Raw genomic sequence first — 17,521 nt, 5'->3', positions numbered from 1 at the left:
CATGGATGGTGTGAATGAGTGTGCCTGCGGTGGGGCAGGATCTGCTTTTAGTTCAGGTGGTTTTGGATGTTGTCTTGGCTTGAGATTTGTTTGCAAATTTACCTAATGTTTTTACAGTTAATTTACCAATATAAATCAAAGCTCCACCATTTGCTACCTGGTCTTCTAGATAAGCTGGATTAACTTGACCTAAAACGCTTAGATGCTCTTTTTTATAGTCTTTTACTTTATTTTTTAAAATAGTTATTTATTTTTCCAATGGATGAGGTGTTTGACATTGGGGAACTTGAATACAAAGAAGAGCACGCACCCCCAATTCTAAGAGCTCCGCCTTGAATAATTGCTATTTCTTGTTCATATAATGCCTGTTTTGTGGTGGCTATTGTGGCTATTTAAGCAAAAGAAGTGGCAGTTTCTATATCTAACCATAATAAGCAGTAATCTTAGTTTGGAGATATTGCCATTTTTATTTATTTTAGTTTATATTTGAGATAAATTAAATTATCAAAAATAAGACTTTTATAAAAATATTTTTAATAAGAAACCCAATAAAATACTGTAAAAATATAAGGTTTTCATTGCAATCAAGGCTATATTTATAAGCTTTTAGCGCCTATTAACCTTCCCATGGAAATTTTTCAATATAAAAATCATCAACAACAGTTAGTATTTCTCTTTTTTGCAGACAAGATCTTTTTCATAATTAACCCAAAATACACCAAAGACTTGATCTATATTTATCTTTTCAAGAATTTCCATACTTATATCAAAGGGAAAATTATTTTGTAAAGCAATGTAGCTATCAAAAAACCAAGAACTATCTTGTTTCGTGTACATTTCCACACATCCATCTTCTAAATAATCTTTAGCAAGAACTCTCATAAATTCTCCATCAATATCAAAAGCAGCGTGTAGCTTATCTGTATCAGTTTCTGTAAAATACCCAAGAGAAATACGATGCATAAAATTACTCCTTAAAGGTTATTTTGGTAATGCAATATTGGGAATGCTCCAACGCTGACCCAGTTTTATTAGACCAGCACGATGGTTGGATGTACGCCAGCATAATTGCCAGAAGCAAAATATTTTATAAAATTACTTATGATGTCTCAAAATTCATATTATACGCTCATTTAGTTATCGCCACCAATAAAAAACTTTGTTATAATCCAGTATTTTATACTCTTTTAATTTAAGTTTTTTACAAATGATGTCTATCATTTTTGAAAATTAATTTAAAGATATTATAAATTAATTTTAATCAGTTTGTTTGGCGGTGAGAATATCAATCAACAAACATATTCTTAATAAATAGATTTTTAATCAAGGTACTAAGGCAATATTATGGTCGCAATTACCCTACCTGATGGTAGTATCAAACAATTTGACGGTAACACCACCGTGATGCAAGTGGCTCAAAGTATCGGTGCTGGGCTTGCCAAGGCCACCGTGGCAGGTCGGGTGAATGGTCGGTTGGTCGATGCCAGCGACCCCATCACCACCGATGCCACGGTAGAGATAATCACCCCAAAAGATGATGCAGGCGTGGAGATTATCCGTCATTCAACCGCCCACCTTTTAGGTCATGCGGTCAAACAGCTCTACCCTGATGTTAAAATGGTCATCGGGCCTGTCATTGATGATGGCTTTTATTACGACATTTATAGCGAACGCCCTTTTACCCTTGATGACATGGCAAAGATTGAAGCTCGCATGACAGAACTCATCAACCAAGATTATGATGTCATCAAAAAAATGACCCCACGAGATGAAGTCATCAAAACCTTTTTGGAGCGTGGTGAGACTTATAAACTTCGCTTGGTGGAGGACATGCCTGATGAAACCCACATGGGCTTGTATCACCATCAAGAATACATTGACATGTGCCGAGGCCCACATGTGCCCAACACTCGCTTTTTAAAGGCGTTTAAACTCACCAAAATGAGCGGTGCGTACTGGCGTGGCGACGCCAAAAACGAACAATTGCAACGCATCTATGGCACAGCATGGGCGGACAAAAAACAGCTTAAAGCCTACTTACAACGCCTAGAAGAAGCCGAAAAGCGAGACCATCGCAAAATCGGTAAAGCCTTGAACTTATTTCACATGCAAGAGCAAGCCCCCGGCATGGTGTTTTGGCACCCCAATGGCTGGACAATCTGGCAAGTACTTGAACAATATATGCGAAAAGTACAAAAAGACAACGGCTATCTTGAAATCAAAACCCCGCAAATTGTGGACAGAAGCTTATGGGAAAAATCAGGGCATTGGGATAACTATGGCGAGATGATGTTCACCACCGCCAGCGAAAAACGAGATTACGCCATCAAACCGATGAACTGCCCTTGTCATGTGCAGGTGTTTAATCAAGGCTTAAAATCCTACCGTGATTTGCCCCTACGCTTGGCTGAGTTTGGCTCATGCCACCGCAACGAGCCATCAGGGTCTTTGCATGGCATCATGCGTGTGCGTGGCTTTACCCAAGACGATGCCCACATCTTTTGCACCAATGCCCAAATCAGGCAAGAAGCCCTTAATTTTATCAAACTTACCCTTGATGTGTATAAAGACTTTGGATTTGACCACATTCAAATGAAGCTGTCCACTCGCCCAGAAAAACGGGTGGGGGCGGACGAGTTGTGGGACTTGGCAGAACAAGCCCTAGCCGACGCCTTAGATAACGCTGGGCTTGACTGGGAGCTACAAGCAGGCGAAGGGGCGTTTTATGGTCCTAAGATTGAGTTTAGCCTACAAGATTGCATCGGACGGGTTTGGCAATGTGGCACATTACAGTTGGACTTTAACCTACCTGAACGCTTGAACGCTGAGTTTGTGGGAGAATCAGGCGAGCGTGAACGCCCTGTCATGCTCCACCGTGCGATTTTGGGGTCATTTGAACGCTTCATTGGCATTTTGATTGAACATTATGCAGGTCTCTTCCCTACGTGGCTTGCCCCTCAGCAAGTGGTTGTGATGAACATCACCGACAAGCAAGCTGACAGCGTGGGCGATGTGGTTAGCAAGCTAAATGCCAAAGGCTATCGTGCCATCAGTGATTTGCGTAACGAAAAAATTGGCTTTAAAATCCGTGAACGCACCTTAGAACGCATTCCGTTTATGCTGATTTTGGGTGATAAAGAAGTGGAATCTGGCACGGTCAATGTGCGTACTCGCACGGGCGATAACTTAGGCAGTATGAACCTTGACGACTTTATCAAAATATTAGATGGGGCGATTGAGAAAAAAGGTCGGCTAAATTTTTAAACAGAATAAGTTTATTAAGAAAAATCCATTCAAGACATTGAATGGATTTTTTAAAACCATGTTTAACGAAATTATTTTGTTGACAACCCATTTGTCTTTATTGATATCATGAAAATCATCACACCATCATTATACCTTTGCTTTATTTATTTACTCATTCAACAAATGATTGTTGGCTTATCCACCTATTTTATTGCCAATCTTGCCATAGACATTGCTAAAAATGATGATTTTTTGCTAAATTTATCTGGTTTTGTTTTATCGTTAATCATTGTTTATGTCCCTGCTTATTTTGCCACCATTTATTTAGAAAAATCAAAATTTAACCTACTAAATAATTATGTGCAAAAATTTACGACAACTTTTTTTGGCAAAACTGTCTTGCTGAATAATAAAGAACTCAAAGACCAAAGCACCGTTTTTGTTAGTCAAGAGAGTAAATCAGTGATAGATGACATGCTGGACTTTGCATTTGATGGTGTGGCACTGATTTTAAATTTATTGATTAACATCTTAGTCTTGGGATTTTTTCTTGATTATGATTTATTGGTGGCGTATGCTGTTGGATTTTTATTGGTGGAATTTTTTATTTTTTACCATAAAAATCAAATATCTAAGATGTCAAAAATATCTCAAAAATCCAGAATATATTTTATTGCCATTTTGAATAAAATTTGGGACAATGTGATTATTTTTAATCAATATAATGTGGGTATTTTTAACCGTATTTATAAAAAGAATTTTAACCGCTCAAAAAAATATCATATTCACAGCCAATCATTCAATCAATTAATTTCTAGTTTTGGTATGATTTTGTTTATGATTCCTGTATTGGGCTTGATTGTTTATTTATCAAACACCACAATGATTATGTATTTTTATCATTGTTGGTTGCAACATTACCAAGACAAATACAGCTATTGCAAATGGGACAGGTACTTGTTTTCCACCAAACCAATTTTTCTGGCATTAAAGCCAGATTTATTGGTTTGCAAAATTCGTTAAATATGCCTGATATTGACATATTAAGCAGAATTAACTTTAAAGAGATTTTTGTTAATAACATGCCATTGAGTGATTTTGATTTAAATCATTTGCCAAAAAATGGCAGAATGACGATTAAAGGGCGTAATGGGGCAGGTAAAAGCAGTTTTTTGTTGTATTTAAAAACATTATTATCAAACAGGGCTTTTTATTTGCCTGTCAGCCATGATTTATTTTTTCATCAAAATCATAAAAAGTCCACAGGTCAAAAATTATCATCTCAATTAATGCAAATTAATAACAATATAAGCGATGTTGATGTCATCATTCTTGATGAATGGGACGCAAATTTGGATGGCATCAACAAAAGTCATCTTGATGAGTTAATCAATGAATTGGCAAGACAAAGGTTGGTTGTTGAAGTCAGACATTAAAAATCTCTTGAAATCCCTGTCATTTTTAAGTAAAATAAGGGTCTATCTTTTTATTTGGAGTATGACCCATTAAACCGTCAAACCGTTTAAACATCAATGAAGAAATCCGTGCCAAAGAAGTTCGCTTAGTCAAAGAAGATGGCGAACAAATGGGCGTGGTAGACATTCAAACTGCCCTAAAAGCTGCTTTGGATGTAAATTTGGATTTGGTTGAGATTGTTGCTGATGCAAAACCGCCTGTCTGCAAAATTATGGATTATAAACGCTATTTGTACGAACAAAAACAAAAAGCTAAAGAAGCCAAAAAGAATCAAAAGCAGACTCAAGTCCGTGAAATTAAACTGCGTCCCGGTACTGAAGAAGCTGACTATCAAGTCAAATTGCGTAAAATTGTTGAATTTCTAGAAAATAAAGACAAAGTCAAAATCAGTATTCGCTTCCGTGGCCGTGAAATGGCCCACCAAGAAATTGGTAAAGCTCAACTTGATCGCATCATCGAAGATACCGCTGAGATTGCCATCGTTGAGCAAGCTCCTAAGGTAGAAGGCCGCCAAATGGGCATGCTGTTAGGTCCTGCCAAGAAAAAATAGGCATACCATCAGACACAGAATTGATCACCATAGTATCGGAGTGTTGAAGCTTCGATACTAAATCTCATTAAAAGACTGGTTATCACGCTAAACATGATGGTTGGTATCTTCAAAACCCAAACGCATGATCAGTGCATCTATACTTTGATTACCAAAACGATAATAGTTTTTACGCACACCAAATCGTAAAAATCCTAAGCTTTGATAAAGCGTAATAGCGGTGGTATTATCACTGCGTACCTCCAATAACAGTTGTTGGCATTTGGCATGCATCACCTCAGCAATCAACCCAGTCATTAGCTGAGTGGCGACCCCTTGTCTTTGAAAATTTGGATGAGTGCCAATACGATGTAGCTCACTATTTTCAAAGACACGCTGATAAATACAATATCCCTTAATCGTCATCATTCTCCAATCAATATCAGATTTACTATGATCTGTCTGTATTAACATTTGTGTACCAAATTGACCCATCATCTCTGCAATTGCTTGTGCATGCCAAGCATCGCCATGCATAACAAGCTGCTCAATCTCCGCAATCTTTTGACACAGATAGTTAAAATCACTCTCAGAAAGTTCTGATTTTTTGATAGCCAAATAATTCACAGCCACACTCCAAAACACAGATAACGCACATAACTTTTAGCTTTATGATACAATAAAGACAATTTATGCAATAGTCAATTTAAAAAAATATTAGGTATAAGCAGTTAGGTAGCCCAGCGATGACTCAAACAACAAAAAAAACCAAATGGAATGACCCCAATGCTGATATTGAAGCATCAAAATATCAAAATCCCATTCCCTCACGCCTATTGATTCTACAAACCGTGGCGGATATCACCAATCAAGGTAAGCCTGCCACGCAAGAAACGCTTGCCATACACTTTGGGTTTTTGGATGATGAAGATAAATTTTTTGCTCTCACCAACCGCCTTAAGGCCATGCTCCGTGATGGGCAACTTGAGCGTATCGATGGCATCCATTTTAGCATCGCACCATTGCCAACCATATTAACAGGTCAAGTTTCTTGCAATCCCAAAGGTTTTGGTTTTGTTATACTTGACGATATGCCAGATTTATTTTTACACGAAAAGCAGATGCGTCTTGTGTTTGATGGTGATACCGTTGAAGCGGTAGCAACAGAGTATCGTGGCAAGACTGAAGCACGCATTATTCAAGTGATTAAACAGAGCCAACTTGAGTTTATCGGTAAATTAAGCTTGGATGATGAGGGTTATTTTGTACAATTATCAGGTGCTAATGCCCATCAGCCTATTACTGTCACCGCTGAGAATGTCCAAACAATGAATGCAGCCGTTGGTGATGATGTGAAGGTTTCCTTGATTGATTTACCCACTTATCAAGAATTTGCTACTGGTAAAATTACTGAGCTTTTAACCAGCTTAAACGACCGTGAATTAATTATTGAAACCACACTGTATAATTATGGTATTCCACATGAATTTAGCCAAGCCGCTTTAACACAAGCCTCAAAGTTTGACGAGCCAACCGATGCAGACTTTAAAAATCGTGTGGATTTGCGTCATCTTCCCCTGATTACTATTGACGGGGAAGACTCTCGTGATTTTGATGATGCAGTTTATGCTGAAAAACGCGCTGGCGGTAATTATCGTGTTGTTGTTGCCATCGCTGATGTCAGTCATTATGTCACACCGCAATCAGCACTTGACCAAGATGCTTATGCACGAGGAACCTCTGTTTATTTTCCTCACCGTGTGATTCCAATGCTGCCAGAGGCATTATCAAATGGTTTATGTTCACTCAATCCCAAGGTAGACCGCTTATGTATGGTGGCTGATATTAAATTATCACGGGCGGGCAAAGTGACAGGTTATGAATTTTATCCTGCCATCATGCACTCACAAGCCAGATTGACCTATAATCAAGTCAATGCCTATTTCAATGACCCAACCAATGAAACCCTACCTGATGAACTGGTGCGTAATAGTGCAGTGCTAAAATCCATCGATACCTTACACCAGCTTTATTTGGTACTCGATGCACGCCGTGAAAATCGTGGTGCGATGGCATTTGAAACCGCAGAAACTTACATTAAGTTTGACAAACAAGGAGATATCATCGATATTGTGGCACGCACCCGAGGCGATGCACATAAGCTCATCGAGGAGATGATGCTACTTGCCAATACTTGTGCTGCCAATTTTTCGCTCAAACATGAATTACCCGTTTTATACCGCAATCATGATAAGCCTAATGATGAAAAATCAGCACGGCTACATGAATATGTTAAAAGTTTTGGGCTAAGCTTTCCGAGTGAAGCACCAACGCATGAAGACTATCAAAGAATTATCAAAGCCACTGCCGACCGACCTGATGCCATCAGTATTCATAGTATGTTGTTACGCTCAATGATGCAAGCAAATTATAGCCCTGATAATATTGGGCATTTTGGCTTGGCTTATGATGAATATAGTCATTTTACCAGCCCAATCCGCCGTTACCCTGATTTGATGCTACATCGTGCCATCAAAGATAAGGTGACTCACCAAAAACCTGCAACACCCATTTATCGCTCTTTAGATGATGCAGGCGAGCAAACCAGTTTGACAGAACGGCGTGCTGAAGAGGCTGCTCGTGATGTTGAAACTTGGCTAAAATGTCATTATATGCAGCGACATATTGGCGATGAGTTTAATGCAACGGTAACCACAGTGACCAATTTTGGCTTATTTGTGACGCTGGATGCGTTGTTTATTGAAGGATTAATTCACATCTCACAACTGGGTGATGAATATTTTACTTACGATGAGCGTGAACAAAAGCTTATTGGTGAACGAGGCTCAAGATTTGGCTTGGGTGATGGGCTTATTATTCAAGTTGCTGGCGTCAATATGGATTTATTACAAATTGATTTTTGCTTAATTGAGCAATTAAATCGTATTGACAAAAATGGCGACAGCCAAATGATACCCTCTAAGCCTACCAATGACAAATCAGATACCAAAAATGAGAGGTCTAAAAAGCATCGCCGAAAATCAAATAAGTCAAAATAATCTGATCAAAATCATTCAAAGCTTGCCTGCTGTGCATTTGGGCAAGCTTAACAGCCAATCAAACACACCAAGGGCATTGACAAATCAAAAACTACCCTGAAAAATCATATTCAGGGTAGTGTAAGTCATCAAATTACGCATCCAAGAGTGCTTGTGCTACCGACAAATTCAATGTCCCTTCATAAATCGCACGACCCGTAATCGCACCCAACAGATAATCGCCATATGGCTTGAGTGCCACGATGTCATCAAGATTGGTTACGCCGCCAGATGCGATGACTGGCAGACCACTAAAGCTAGCCAACTCAACCGTCTGTTCGATATTCACACCCTGCATCATGCCATCTTTGGCGATATCGGTATAGACGATACTTGACACGCCAGCATTAGCAAAACGCTTGGCAAGCTCGGTTGCCTTGATATCAGTAACATTAGCCCAGCCATGCGTTGCCACCATACCATCTTTGGCATCAATACCTACAATAATATGCCCTGCAAATTCACGACACGCCTCTTCTACAAATTCAGGTGCTTCAACCGCTTTAGTACCAATGATGATGAAGTCTAGCCCAGCTGCCAAATAATGCTCAATGGTGCTAAGACTACGCACGCCACCACCAAGCTGAATGGGCAACTGCGGATGTGCTTTGGCAATGGCAGTCACCACATCTTTATGCACAGGTACGCCATCAAATGCACCATTTAAATCCACTAAGTGCAGACGGCGTGCACCTTGGGCGACCCATTGGCTTGCCATTGCAACAGGATCACTCCCAAAAACCGTATCATCTTCCATGCGACCTTGCTTGAGACGAACACATTGACCATCTTTGAGGTCAATGGCGGGTATAATCAGCATAGACATCTGAATTTTCCTTAAAATTGTGTCAAATTAAGGAAGGTATTTTAGCAGTTATTGACTGATTTTTCATGGACAATTTGCCAGTTTTTATCCAAAATGAGGTGGCATTACTCAAAAATAGCGAGCGATATCTTAATAATTAGGCAACTTATTCAATCAAAATACCACTTAATTCATTGGGTAAATGTTTCATCTTTTTGACTGTCATTCATTGATTTTTCAAATATTTTCATGAATTTTTGCCATAGAAATTGTCTTTAAGACTGTAAATTTTGAGCGTTTTAGCGTATAATTGTTAGATTAATGGTGTGAACAATCGTTTTTTTGGCAAGAATTGAGCAATAAAGTCAGTTGCCAATTTTTTTCAAAGTTCATCAAAGTTTCATACTGACTCCTTTAGACAAAATCAGCCCGCCACTCATCGGTCGCACGGCTTTGGATGTTTTTAGGAAACTTGGTGTCCAGCCAATTAATCACCACTTGGTGAAGGCTGGTATGTTTTGGTCTTAATTTAAGTATCCGCTTATGATTACCATCAAAAAAGGCTTGGATCTGCCAATCACTGGCGAGCCCTCCAAGCAGATTAGCGAGCACACGCCCACTAAGGTGGCGTTAGTCGGCTACGATTATGTCGGCATGCGTCCGACCATGCATGTCAAAGAAGGTGATAAGGTCACCAAAGGACAGGTGCTTTACGAAGACAAAAAACGAGCAGGCGTCCTTTATACAGCACCAGTTGGCGGCACTGTCGTTGCTGTCAATCGTGGCGAACGACGAGTATTTGAAAGCTTGGTCATCGCCGTCGATCCAAATGCAAGTGAAGAAATCACTTTTAATGCTTATCGCTCTGAAGATTTGTCAATGCTGGATCGCAAGACAGTTGTTGAGCAGTTGGTCGCTTCAGGTGAATGGACCGCCCTACGCACTCGTCCTTTTAGCCGTACACCAGAAATTAATAGCATACCTTCTGCCATTTTTGTGACGGCAACAGATACCAATCCTTTGGCTGTTGACCCTGCCACCGTATTATTTGAAGAAATACAAGCATTTAATGATGGCTTGGCAATTTTATCAACGCTATCCCCAAAAACCTATGTCTGTCATGGTGATATTGTACCTGAGACCTTAAGTAAAACCGCTGACGGTAACGATACCATCTATGAAGGGTTTACTGGTGTACATCCAGCAGGCAACGCAGGTACGCACATTCACTTTTTACACCCTTTGGCACGAGGCAGCTTAGTTTGGACGATTAATTATCAAGATGTCATCGCCATTGGTAAGCTATTTACCACAGGTCGCATTTACACAGAGCGTCTGATCAGTTTGGCAGGTCCAGCAGTGGCCAATCCTCGCTTGGTGCGTACCACTCGAGGTGCTGATTTGACCGAATTGACCCAAGGTGAACTCAACGGCGACGATAACCGTGTCATTTCAGGCTCTGTTCTATCAGGTCGCACAGCTGTTGGTGCTACGGCATTTTTGGGCCGCTTTCATAATCAAGTCTCTGTACTTACCGAAGGTCGTGAACGCCCTGCACTTCACTTTTTTACACCAGGGGCAAATCGTTTTTCAAAATTGCCAATTTATATTTCACAGTTTTTTAAAGGCAAAAAATACGATTTTACGACCAGTACCAACGGCTCGCCTCGTGCCATGGTACCAATCGGCTTATTTGAAACTGTCATGCCTCAAGACTATCTACCTACCCAGCTACTGCGTGCTTTGATTGTCGAAGATATCATCAGTGCGGTTGAATTGGGTGCACTTGAGCTTGATGAAGAAGATTTGGCACTGTGTACTTTCGTATCGCCAGGCAAATATGAGTTCGGTGATATTTTGCGTGATAACTTGACCCGTATTGAGCAGGAAGGCTAACCATGAAGTTCATTCACAATATCTTTGACCGTATGGAGCCATCCTTTACCAAAGGTGGCAAGTACGAAAAATATTATGCTGTATTTGAGATGTTTGACACTTTCTTTCGTCAGCCATCATCTCAAACTTATAGTGCATCGCATGTGCGTGACGGCGTCGACCTAAAGCGTATCATGATTACCGTTTGGCTTTGTACATTCCCAGCGATGTTTTGGGGTATGTATAATGTCGGATTTCAGGCACTAAGTGCCATCCAAGCCATGGGGATTACACCAGAAGGCTGGCGTACCATCATCACGAATATGGCAGGCTATGACCCAAATAGTATTTGGGCAAGTTTTGTTTATGGGGCGATGCAATTTTTACCCATTTATGCCGTAACTTTTGCGGTCGGCATTCTTTGGGAGATTATTTTTGCGGTTGTGCGTGGTCATGAAGTTAATGAAGGCTTCTTTGTGACTTCAGTATTATTCGCACTCTCGCTCCCCCCAGATATTCCGTTATGGCAAGTAGCTTTAGGCATCACTTTTGGGGTTGTGGTTGCTAAAGAAGTATTTGGTGGCACAGGCAAAAACTTTCTTAACCCTGCCTTGGCAGGTCGGGCATTTTTGTACTTTAGCTATCCTGCTTATATGTCAGGCGATGCCATTTGGACCGCTATAGATGGCTTTTCGGGTGCAACGCCATTAGGTCTAGCTGCCATAGGCGTTAGCCCAGATCAGTTTGTCGATGCCTACGGTCAGACCATCACTTGGATGGATGCATTTTTGGGTAATATGCAAGGCTCAATCGGTGAAGTGTCAACACTTGCCATCTTAATTGGTATGGTTGGACTTCTTTGGACTCGCATTGCTTCTTGGCGTGTGATTGCAGGCTCAGTCATTGGTTTGGTTGTTACTGCCTTACTGTTTAATGTGTTTGGTTCAGACAAAAATGTGATGATGAGCCTACCTGCTCATTGGCACTTGGTGATTGGTGGCTTTATGTTTGGTGCAGTATTTATGGCAACCGACCCTGTTTCAGCTGCCCATACTAACATTGGTCGCTGGTGCTACGGTCTACTTATCGGTGTTATGACGGTGGCTGTCCGTGTGGCAAACCCTGCTTTTCCAGAGGGTATCATGTTAGCCATCTTGTTTGCCAACTTGTTTGCCCCACTGTTTGACTATTTTGTCACTCAAGCTAATATCAAACGCCAAAACGCACGGAGATTAAGCCATGTCAACCAAGAATAATAATGTAAGTACCGCAGCCACGGCACTGATTTTGTGCTTGGTCTGTTCGGTCATGGTTTCTGCGGTTGCTGTTGGTCTTAAGCCAAAGCAGCAAGAAAACGCCCGTCTGGATTTGAATAAAAATATCTTGATGGCGGCAGATATGTACGACCCAGAAACAGAGTCAGCCGATGTCATTGCAGAGCGTTTTGCTGATTTTGAAATACGCTTGGTCAATCTACAAACAGGTCAATTTGCAACAGAGCAAGAAATTATGGCGTCTGGTATCAGTGATGTCAATAGCTACAATGTCTCAAAAGCAGCTCGCACACCCAGCCTATCTACTTCATTAACAAATGATATTGCCAAAATTGGAGGCAAACCAAATTTTGCCAAAGTATATTTGGCAAAAGATACCAATGGTCAGCTTGAGCAAATTGTGCTGCCCATTCATGGTGCTGGTTTATGGGGACCAATTTTTGGTCTTTTGACCTTGGATAAAGATTTAAATACCATTAAAGGGGTTAATTTTTATCAACACAAAGAAACCCCTGGCTTGGGTTCACGCATTGAAGAAGCACAATGGCAAGCCACATGGGTGGATAAAGAGCTGTATAATGACGACGGCTCAAGAAAAATTGCCGTTGTCAAATCAGGCACCGCACGTGAGAGTCAAATTGATGGCATCAGTGGTGCTACCTTGACCATCCGTGGTGTCAATAATCTACTTCAGTACTGGATTGGCGAAGATGGTTATAAGCCATTTTTGGACAACCTAAGGGCTGGTCAAGCAGACAAGGGTGAAGGAGTATAATCATGGCTGATACCAAAAGTATTTTAACGACACCAATTTTTAATAATAACCCAATTGCACTACAAATTTTGGGTATTTGTTCAGCACTTGCGGTTACCACAAGTGTTGCAAACGCTTTGGTCATGTGTATCGCATTAACCTTAGTTACAGCATTTTCAAGTTTCTTTATCTCCATTATCCGTAACAAAATCCCCTCATCCATTCGTATTATCGTACAAATGGTGATTATCGCTTCACTGGTGATCGTGGTTGACCAAATTTTACAAGCCTTTGCTTATGAAATCAGCCGTTCATTATCGGTATTTGTCGGCTTAATCATCACAAACTGTATCGTCATGGGTCGTGCTGAAGCCTTTGCCATGAGCAATCCACCCATCCCAAGCTTTTTAGATGGTATTGGTAATGGACTTGGTTATTCAGCAGTATTGATTTTTGTGGCAACAGTCCGTGAAGTCATTGGTAATGGCAGCTGGTTTGGTATTACTTTGCTTGAAAAAATCACCGAAGGTGGCTGGTATATTCCCAATGGTTTGTTGTTACTACCGCCCTCTTCATTCTTTGTGATTGCAGGTTTTATTGCAATTATTCGTCTTTGGAAAAAAGACCAGCAAGAAGCTGCTGAATTTATCATGAAACCTCAATCTAAAGGCTTATCACACGGAGGAGGTCACTGATGGGACATTATGTCAGTTTATTTATCACCTCAGTATTTATTGAGAATATGGCACTTGCTTTCTTTTTGGGCATGTGTACCTTTTTGGCAGTATCTAAAAAAGTATCAACGGCAATTGGTTTAGGTGTTGCAGTAATTGCCGTCATGGCAATCTGTGTGCCATTGAACAACTTATTGTATCAATTCTTATTAAAAGACGGTGCCTTGGCATGGGCAGGCTATCCTAATGTTGATTTAAGCTTTTTGGGATTATTAAGCTATATTGCATTGATTGCTGCGACAGTACAGATTTTAGAGATGTTTTTGGATAAATTTGTACCGTCTTTATACAACGCTTTGGGGGTGTTTTTACCCTTGATTACAGTGAACTGTGCCATCATGGGTGGTGTATTGTTTATGGTTGAGCGTGATTATAATTTTGGTGAGTCTATTGTATATGGTATTGGGTCAGGTTTGGGATGGGCATTAGCGATTTCTGCACTTGCAGGGATTCGTGAAAAGCTTAAATATTCAGATGTACCTGCACCGCTTCGTGGTCTTGGCATCACCTTTATTACCGTTGGGCTTATGTCCTTGGGCTTTATGTCATTTGGCGGTATGTCGCTATAAATAGATAGGAGAAAGTATCATGGAATTTGGTACCGCAATTGGCGGTGTTATCATGTTTACCATTATTATCATGAGCTTGGTTGCTGTCATTTTGGTGGCTCGCTCCAAGCTGGTGAGTTCTGGCGATGTCACCATCCGCATTAATGACAATCCAGATAATGATGTGGTTACTCCCGCAGGTGGTAAGCTACTACAAACCCTTGCTAACGAAGGCATATTTTTATCTTCAGCATGTGGTGGCGGTGGCACATGTGGGCAATGTCGCTGTAAAGTAACTGAAGGCGGCGGTTCAATTTTGCCCACCGAAGAGGGGCATTTTACTCAAGGTGAAATCCGTGACAATATGCGTTTGGCATGCCAAGTGGCAGTCAAACAAGATATGAAGATTGAGATTGACCCAGAATTTTTTGATGTACAAAAATGGGAATGTGAAGTTATTTCAAATGATAATGTTGCAACATTCATTAAAGAGTTGACCTTGAAGATTCCTGAAGGTGAAGTTGTACCATTTCGTGCTGGTGGCTATGTGCAACTAGAAGCACCGCCTCATACTGTACATTATAAAGACTTTGACATCGCCAAAGAATATCACGAAGATTGGGATAATTTTAATTTATGGCGTTACACATCAACAGTTGATGAGCCTGTCATTCGTGCCTATTCAATGGCAAACTATCCAGAAGAAAAAGGTATTATTAAATTTAATATCCGTATCGCAAGTCCGCCGCCAAGAGCTCCTGAAAGTATTCCACCAGGTAAGATGTCATCTTATGTATTCAGCCTAAAACCAGGTGATAAGATTACTGTATCAGGCCCTTATGGTGAATTCTTTGCCAAAGATACCGATGCCGAAATGGTCTTTATCGGCGGTGGTGCTGGTATGGCGCCTATGCGTTCGCACATTTTTGACCAGCTAAAACGCCTAAAATCAACTCGTAAGATCTCGTTTTGGTATGGTGCTCGCTCAAAGCGTGAAATGTTCTATGTTGAAGATTATGATGGCTTGGCAGAAGAATTTGACAACTTTGAATGGCATGTCGCACTGTCAGACCCCCAGCCTGAAGATAACTGGGAAGGTTATACTGGCTTTATCCACAATGTCTTATATGAAAACTATCTTAAAGATCACCCTGCACCAGAAGATTGTGAATTCTATATGTGTGGGCCTCCAGTTATGAATGCTGCTGTCATCAGTATGCTCAAATCACTGGGTGTCGAAGATGAAAATATCTTATTAGATGACTTCGGTGGTTAAATACAAAATCCGTCAATTTATTGGCGGATTTTTTATCATGATTGAACTTAACCATAAAAAACACCCCAAAAGTTAGCTTTTGGGGTGCCGTTCTATCTAAACAGCTTTTATGATTATCACTGAATTATAAAAAGCTGGGCAGATGGCGAGCAGGGTCGCTCTCATACGCATTTTTGGCATCTTCAACCGTAAGGCCTAACGCTTTGGCCACACCCATGGCATAATCAGGGTGGCATTTATCGCAATTACGGATATGGCGGTATTTAATAAAATCAGGGGCATCGCCCATCGCACGAGCCGTATTACCAAATAACGCCTGTTTTTGCTCATCGCTCATCAACTCAAACAAGGCTCTGGGTTGGCTAAAATAATCATCATCATTCTCACGATAATCCCAAAACTTAGCATCGCCATGAATTTTTAATGCTGGTTCAGCCAAATGCGGCTGGTCTTGCCATTGTCCAAAACTGTTCGGTTCATAGTGCGGACGACCGCCATAGTTATCGCCCACTCGCCCTTGTCCGTCTCTTTGGTTTGAGTACACAGGACAGCGTGGGGCATTCACTGGAATTTGGTTACGATTGACGCCCAAACGATAACGCTGCGCATCAGCATAGTTAAATAGGCGTGCTTGGAGCATGCGGTCAGGGGACACACTGATGCCCGGGACTAGGTTGCTTGGGGCAAAAGCGGATTGTTCAACGTCTAAAAAGAAGTTTTCAGGGTTTTTATTTAACTCAAACTCACCCACTTCAATGAGCGGATAGTCGCCTTTTGGCCACACTTTGGTTAAATCAAATGGGTGATAAGGCACAGTTTGGGCATCGGTTTCTGGCATGATTTGCACATACATTGTCCATTTTGGGAAATCGCCACGCTCAATGGCATCAAACAAATCACGCTGATTGCTCTCACGGTCTTTACCAACCACCATTTCAGCTTCGGCATCGGTTAGATTTTCAATGCCTTGTTGGGTGCGAAAGTGAAATTTGACCCAAAAGCGTTCATTGTCAGCATTGATAAAGCTATAAGTGTGCGAGCCAAAGCCGTGCATATGACGATAAGATTTAGGAATGCCACGGTCGCTCATGACAATGGTCACCTGATGAAACGCCTCTGGCAGCAGTGTCCAAAAATCCCAGTTATTGGTGGCAGAACGCATGTTGGTGCGTGGGTCTCGTTTAACCGCTTTATTTAAATCAGGGAATTTTTTTGGGTCTCTTAAAAAGAAAACAGGCGTGTTATTACCCACCATGTCCCAATTACCCTCTTCGGTGTAGAATTTTAGGGCAAAACCACGGATATCACGCTCCGCATCAGCCGCCCCCCGCTCACCTGCCACGGTGGTAAAACGAGCGAACATTTCGGTTTTTTTGCCCACTTCGCTAAAAATCTTAGCACGGGTGTATTGGGTGATGTCGTGCGTTACCGTGAATGTGCCAAATGCGCCTGAGCCTTTGGCGTGCATGCGGCGTTCTGGAATGACCTCACGGGCAAAGTCAGCAAGTTTTTCATTGAGCCATAAATCTTGGGCAAGCAGTGGCCCTCTGGCACCTGCGGTCATTGAATTTTGGTTGTCAATAACAGGCGCGCCATTACTCATGGTCAAGTTGGTATGGTCATAAGGGCATTTCATTTCACTCATAATTTTCCTTCCTACTCGGTGGGTTAATGAATTTTAGAATATCAAAGAAAGTTGGCTCATTAGGTCAGCTGATTAACAGCCATCAAATCATTAATATTTTGAATATAAACCATTAATGGCTTGAGAGATTTAGCCAAACTTGCTCCAACAAAGCTATTATCTCAAAATTTGATTCATGAGCCTACCGATAATTTTAAATATCTTTAATTAAATTTATAAAACTAAAAATAATAAAATTAATAAGTTTTAAATGAATGACTA

Annotated in this window: 13 protein-coding genes and 1 pseudogene; 10 read left to right on the top strand and 4 right to left on the bottom strand. The window is 40.9% G+C overall.

All coding sequences use genetic code 11. The features are described from left to right. Positions 1 to 663: 663 nt before the first annotated feature. Entirely contained in the window at positions 664 to 963 is a 300-nt protein-coding gene (locus HMPREF2573_RS08260; RefSeq protein ID WP_003663501.1) for a hypothetical protein, read from the bottom strand. Positions 964 to 1,344: 381 nt separating this feature from the next. Here HMPREF2573_RS08260 and thrS point away from each other — a divergent pair, with 381 nt between their 5' ends. The 3 genes and pseudogenes from thrS (at position 1,345) to infC (ending at position 5,272) form a co-directional block, all read left to right on the top strand. After that, on the top strand, positions 1,345 to 3,264 hold the full coding sequence (thrS, locus tag HMPREF2573_RS08255; RefSeq protein ID WP_003670852.1) for a threonine--tRNA ligase: 1,920 nt from the start codon (positions 1,345 to 1,347) through the stop codon (positions 3,262 to 3,264). A gap of 108 nt (positions 3,265 to 3,372) precedes the next feature. Then, positions 3,373 to 4,682, top strand: a pseudogene (locus tag HMPREF2573_RS09835) (ABC transporter ATP-binding protein). A 92-nt stretch (positions 4,683 to 4,774) separates the two neighbouring features. Then, complete coding sequence (infC, locus tag HMPREF2573_RS08245) at positions 4,775 to 5,272, top strand: translation initiation factor IF-3 (RefSeq protein ID WP_172798033.1); 498 nt, start codon at positions 4,775 to 4,777, stop codon at positions 5,270 to 5,272. 87 nt (positions 5,273 to 5,359) lie between these two features. On the opposite strand, the gene rimI is transcribed toward infC, so the two are convergent. Beyond that, positions 5,360 to 5,878 carry a ribosomal protein S18-alanine N-acetyltransferase gene (rimI, locus tag HMPREF2573_RS08240; RefSeq protein WP_003657769.1) on the bottom strand — a complete coding sequence of 173 codons (519 nt, stop codon included), beginning with the start codon at positions 5,876 to 5,878 and terminating at the stop codon, positions 5,360 to 5,362. Between the two features lie 119 nt (positions 5,879 to 5,997). On the opposite strand from rimI, the gene rnr reads away from it, so the two are divergent. After that, a complete protein-coding gene (rnr, locus tag HMPREF2573_RS08235; protein WP_003658464.1) occupies positions 5,998 to 8,310 on the top strand; it encodes a ribonuclease R in 2,313 nt (770 codons plus the stop codon). 133 nt (positions 8,311 to 8,443) lie between these two features. On the opposite strand, the gene hisA is transcribed toward rnr, so the two are convergent. Further along, positions 8,444 to 9,169, bottom strand: coding sequence for a 1-(5-phosphoribosyl)-5-[(5-phosphoribosylamino)methylideneamino]imidazole-4-carboxamide isomerase (gene hisA / locus HMPREF2573_RS08230; protein ID WP_003657767.1), 726 nt, complete (start codon positions 9,167 to 9,169; stop codon positions 8,444 to 8,446). Positions 9,170 to 9,697: 528 nt separating this feature from the next. On the opposite strand from hisA, the gene HMPREF2573_RS08225 reads away from it, so the two are divergent. The 6 genes from HMPREF2573_RS08225 to nqrF are packed head-to-tail and all read left to right on the top strand — an operon-like array spanning position 9,698 to position 15,615. Then, entirely contained in the window at positions 9,698 to 11,050 is a 1,353-nt protein-coding gene (locus HMPREF2573_RS08225; protein WP_003657766.1) for a Na(+)-translocating NADH-quinone reductase subunit A, read from the top strand. Between the two features lie 2 nt (positions 11,051 to 11,052). Next, entirely contained in the window at positions 11,053 to 12,285 is a 1,233-nt protein-coding gene (locus HMPREF2573_RS08220) for an NADH:ubiquinone reductase (Na(+)-transporting) subunit B (protein ID WP_003667194.1), read from the top strand. Next, positions 12,269 to 13,078, top strand: a complete 810-nt coding sequence (locus HMPREF2573_RS08215; protein ID WP_003669813.1) for a Na(+)-translocating NADH-quinone reductase subunit C — start codon at positions 12,269 to 12,271, stop codon at positions 13,076 to 13,078. Before HMPREF2573_RS08220 ends, HMPREF2573_RS08215 begins: the two co-directional genes overlap by 17 nt. Before the next feature lie 2 nt (positions 13,079 to 13,080). Further along, a complete protein-coding gene (locus HMPREF2573_RS08210; protein WP_003657762.1) occupies positions 13,081 to 13,752 on the top strand; it encodes an NADH:ubiquinone reductase (Na(+)-transporting) subunit D in 672 nt (223 codons plus the stop codon). After that, positions 13,752 to 14,360: an NADH:ubiquinone reductase (Na(+)-transporting) subunit E gene (gene nqrE / locus HMPREF2573_RS08205; protein WP_003657760.1), complete on the top strand. Its 609-nt coding sequence runs from the start codon at positions 13,752 to 13,754 to the stop codon at positions 14,358 to 14,360. Before HMPREF2573_RS08210 ends, nqrE begins: the two co-directional genes overlap by 1 nt. 19 nt (positions 14,361 to 14,379) lie before the next feature. Then, positions 14,380 to 15,615, top strand: a complete 1,236-nt coding sequence (gene nqrF, locus HMPREF2573_RS08200; protein ID WP_003657758.1) for an NADH:ubiquinone reductase (Na(+)-transporting) subunit F — start codon at positions 14,380 to 14,382, stop codon at positions 15,613 to 15,615. Between the two features lie 124 nt (positions 15,616 to 15,739). Here nqrF and HMPREF2573_RS08195 read toward each other — a convergent pair whose 3' ends face one another. Further along, positions 15,740 to 17,260 carry a catalase gene (locus HMPREF2573_RS08195; protein WP_013108127.1) on the bottom strand — a complete coding sequence of 507 codons (1,521 nt, stop codon included), beginning with the start codon at positions 17,258 to 17,260 and terminating at the stop codon, positions 15,740 to 15,742. Between the last annotated feature and the right edge of the window lie 261 nt (positions 17,261 to 17,521).

Origin of the sequence: Moraxella sp. HMSC061H09, from assembly GCF_001809255.1 — a bacterium.
Classification (GTDB): Bacteria; Pseudomonadota; Gammaproteobacteria; order Pseudomonadales; family Moraxellaceae; genus Moraxella; species Moraxella catarrhalis.
The sequence above is the reverse complement of the archived record's forward strand: the minus strand, read 5'-3'. Positions and strand labels throughout refer to the sequence as shown.

Bases quoted from the DNA above. Each gene is read 5' to 3' on its own strand.
- HMPREF2573_RS08260 (WP_003663501.1), bottom strand. From the start codon at position 963: ATGCATCGTATTTCTCTTGGGTATTTTACAGAAACTGATACAGATAAG.
- thrS (WP_003670852.1), top strand. From the start codon at position 1,345: ATGGTCGCAATTACCCTACCTGATGGTAGTATCAAACAATTTGACGGT.
- rnr (WP_003658464.1), top strand. From the start codon at position 5,998: ATGACTCAAACAACAAAAAAAACCAAATGGAATGACCCCAATGCTGAT.
- hisA (WP_003657767.1), bottom strand. From the start codon at position 9,169: ATGCTGATTATACCCGCCATTGACCTCAAAGATGGTCAATGTGTTCGT.
- HMPREF2573_RS08225 (WP_003657766.1), top strand. From the start codon at position 9,698: ATGATTACCATCAAAAAAGGCTTGGATCTGCCAATCACTGGCGAGCCC.
- HMPREF2573_RS08220 (WP_003667194.1), top strand. From the start codon at position 11,053: ATGAAGTTCATTCACAATATCTTTGACCGTATGGAGCCATCCTTTACC.
- HMPREF2573_RS08215 (WP_003669813.1), top strand. From the start codon at position 12,269: ATGTCAACCAAGAATAATAATGTAAGTACCGCAGCCACGGCACTGATT.
- HMPREF2573_RS08210 (WP_003657762.1), top strand. From the start codon at position 13,081: ATGGCTGATACCAAAAGTATTTTAACGACACCAATTTTTAATAATAAC.
- nqrE (WP_003657760.1), top strand. From the start codon at position 13,752: ATGGGACATTATGTCAGTTTATTTATCACCTCAGTATTTATTGAGAAT.
- nqrF (WP_003657758.1), top strand. From the start codon at position 14,380: ATGGAATTTGGTACCGCAATTGGCGGTGTTATCATGTTTACCATTATT.
- HMPREF2573_RS08195 (WP_013108127.1), bottom strand. From the start codon at position 17,260: ATGAGTGAAATGAAATGCCCTTATGACCATACCAACTTGACCATGAGT.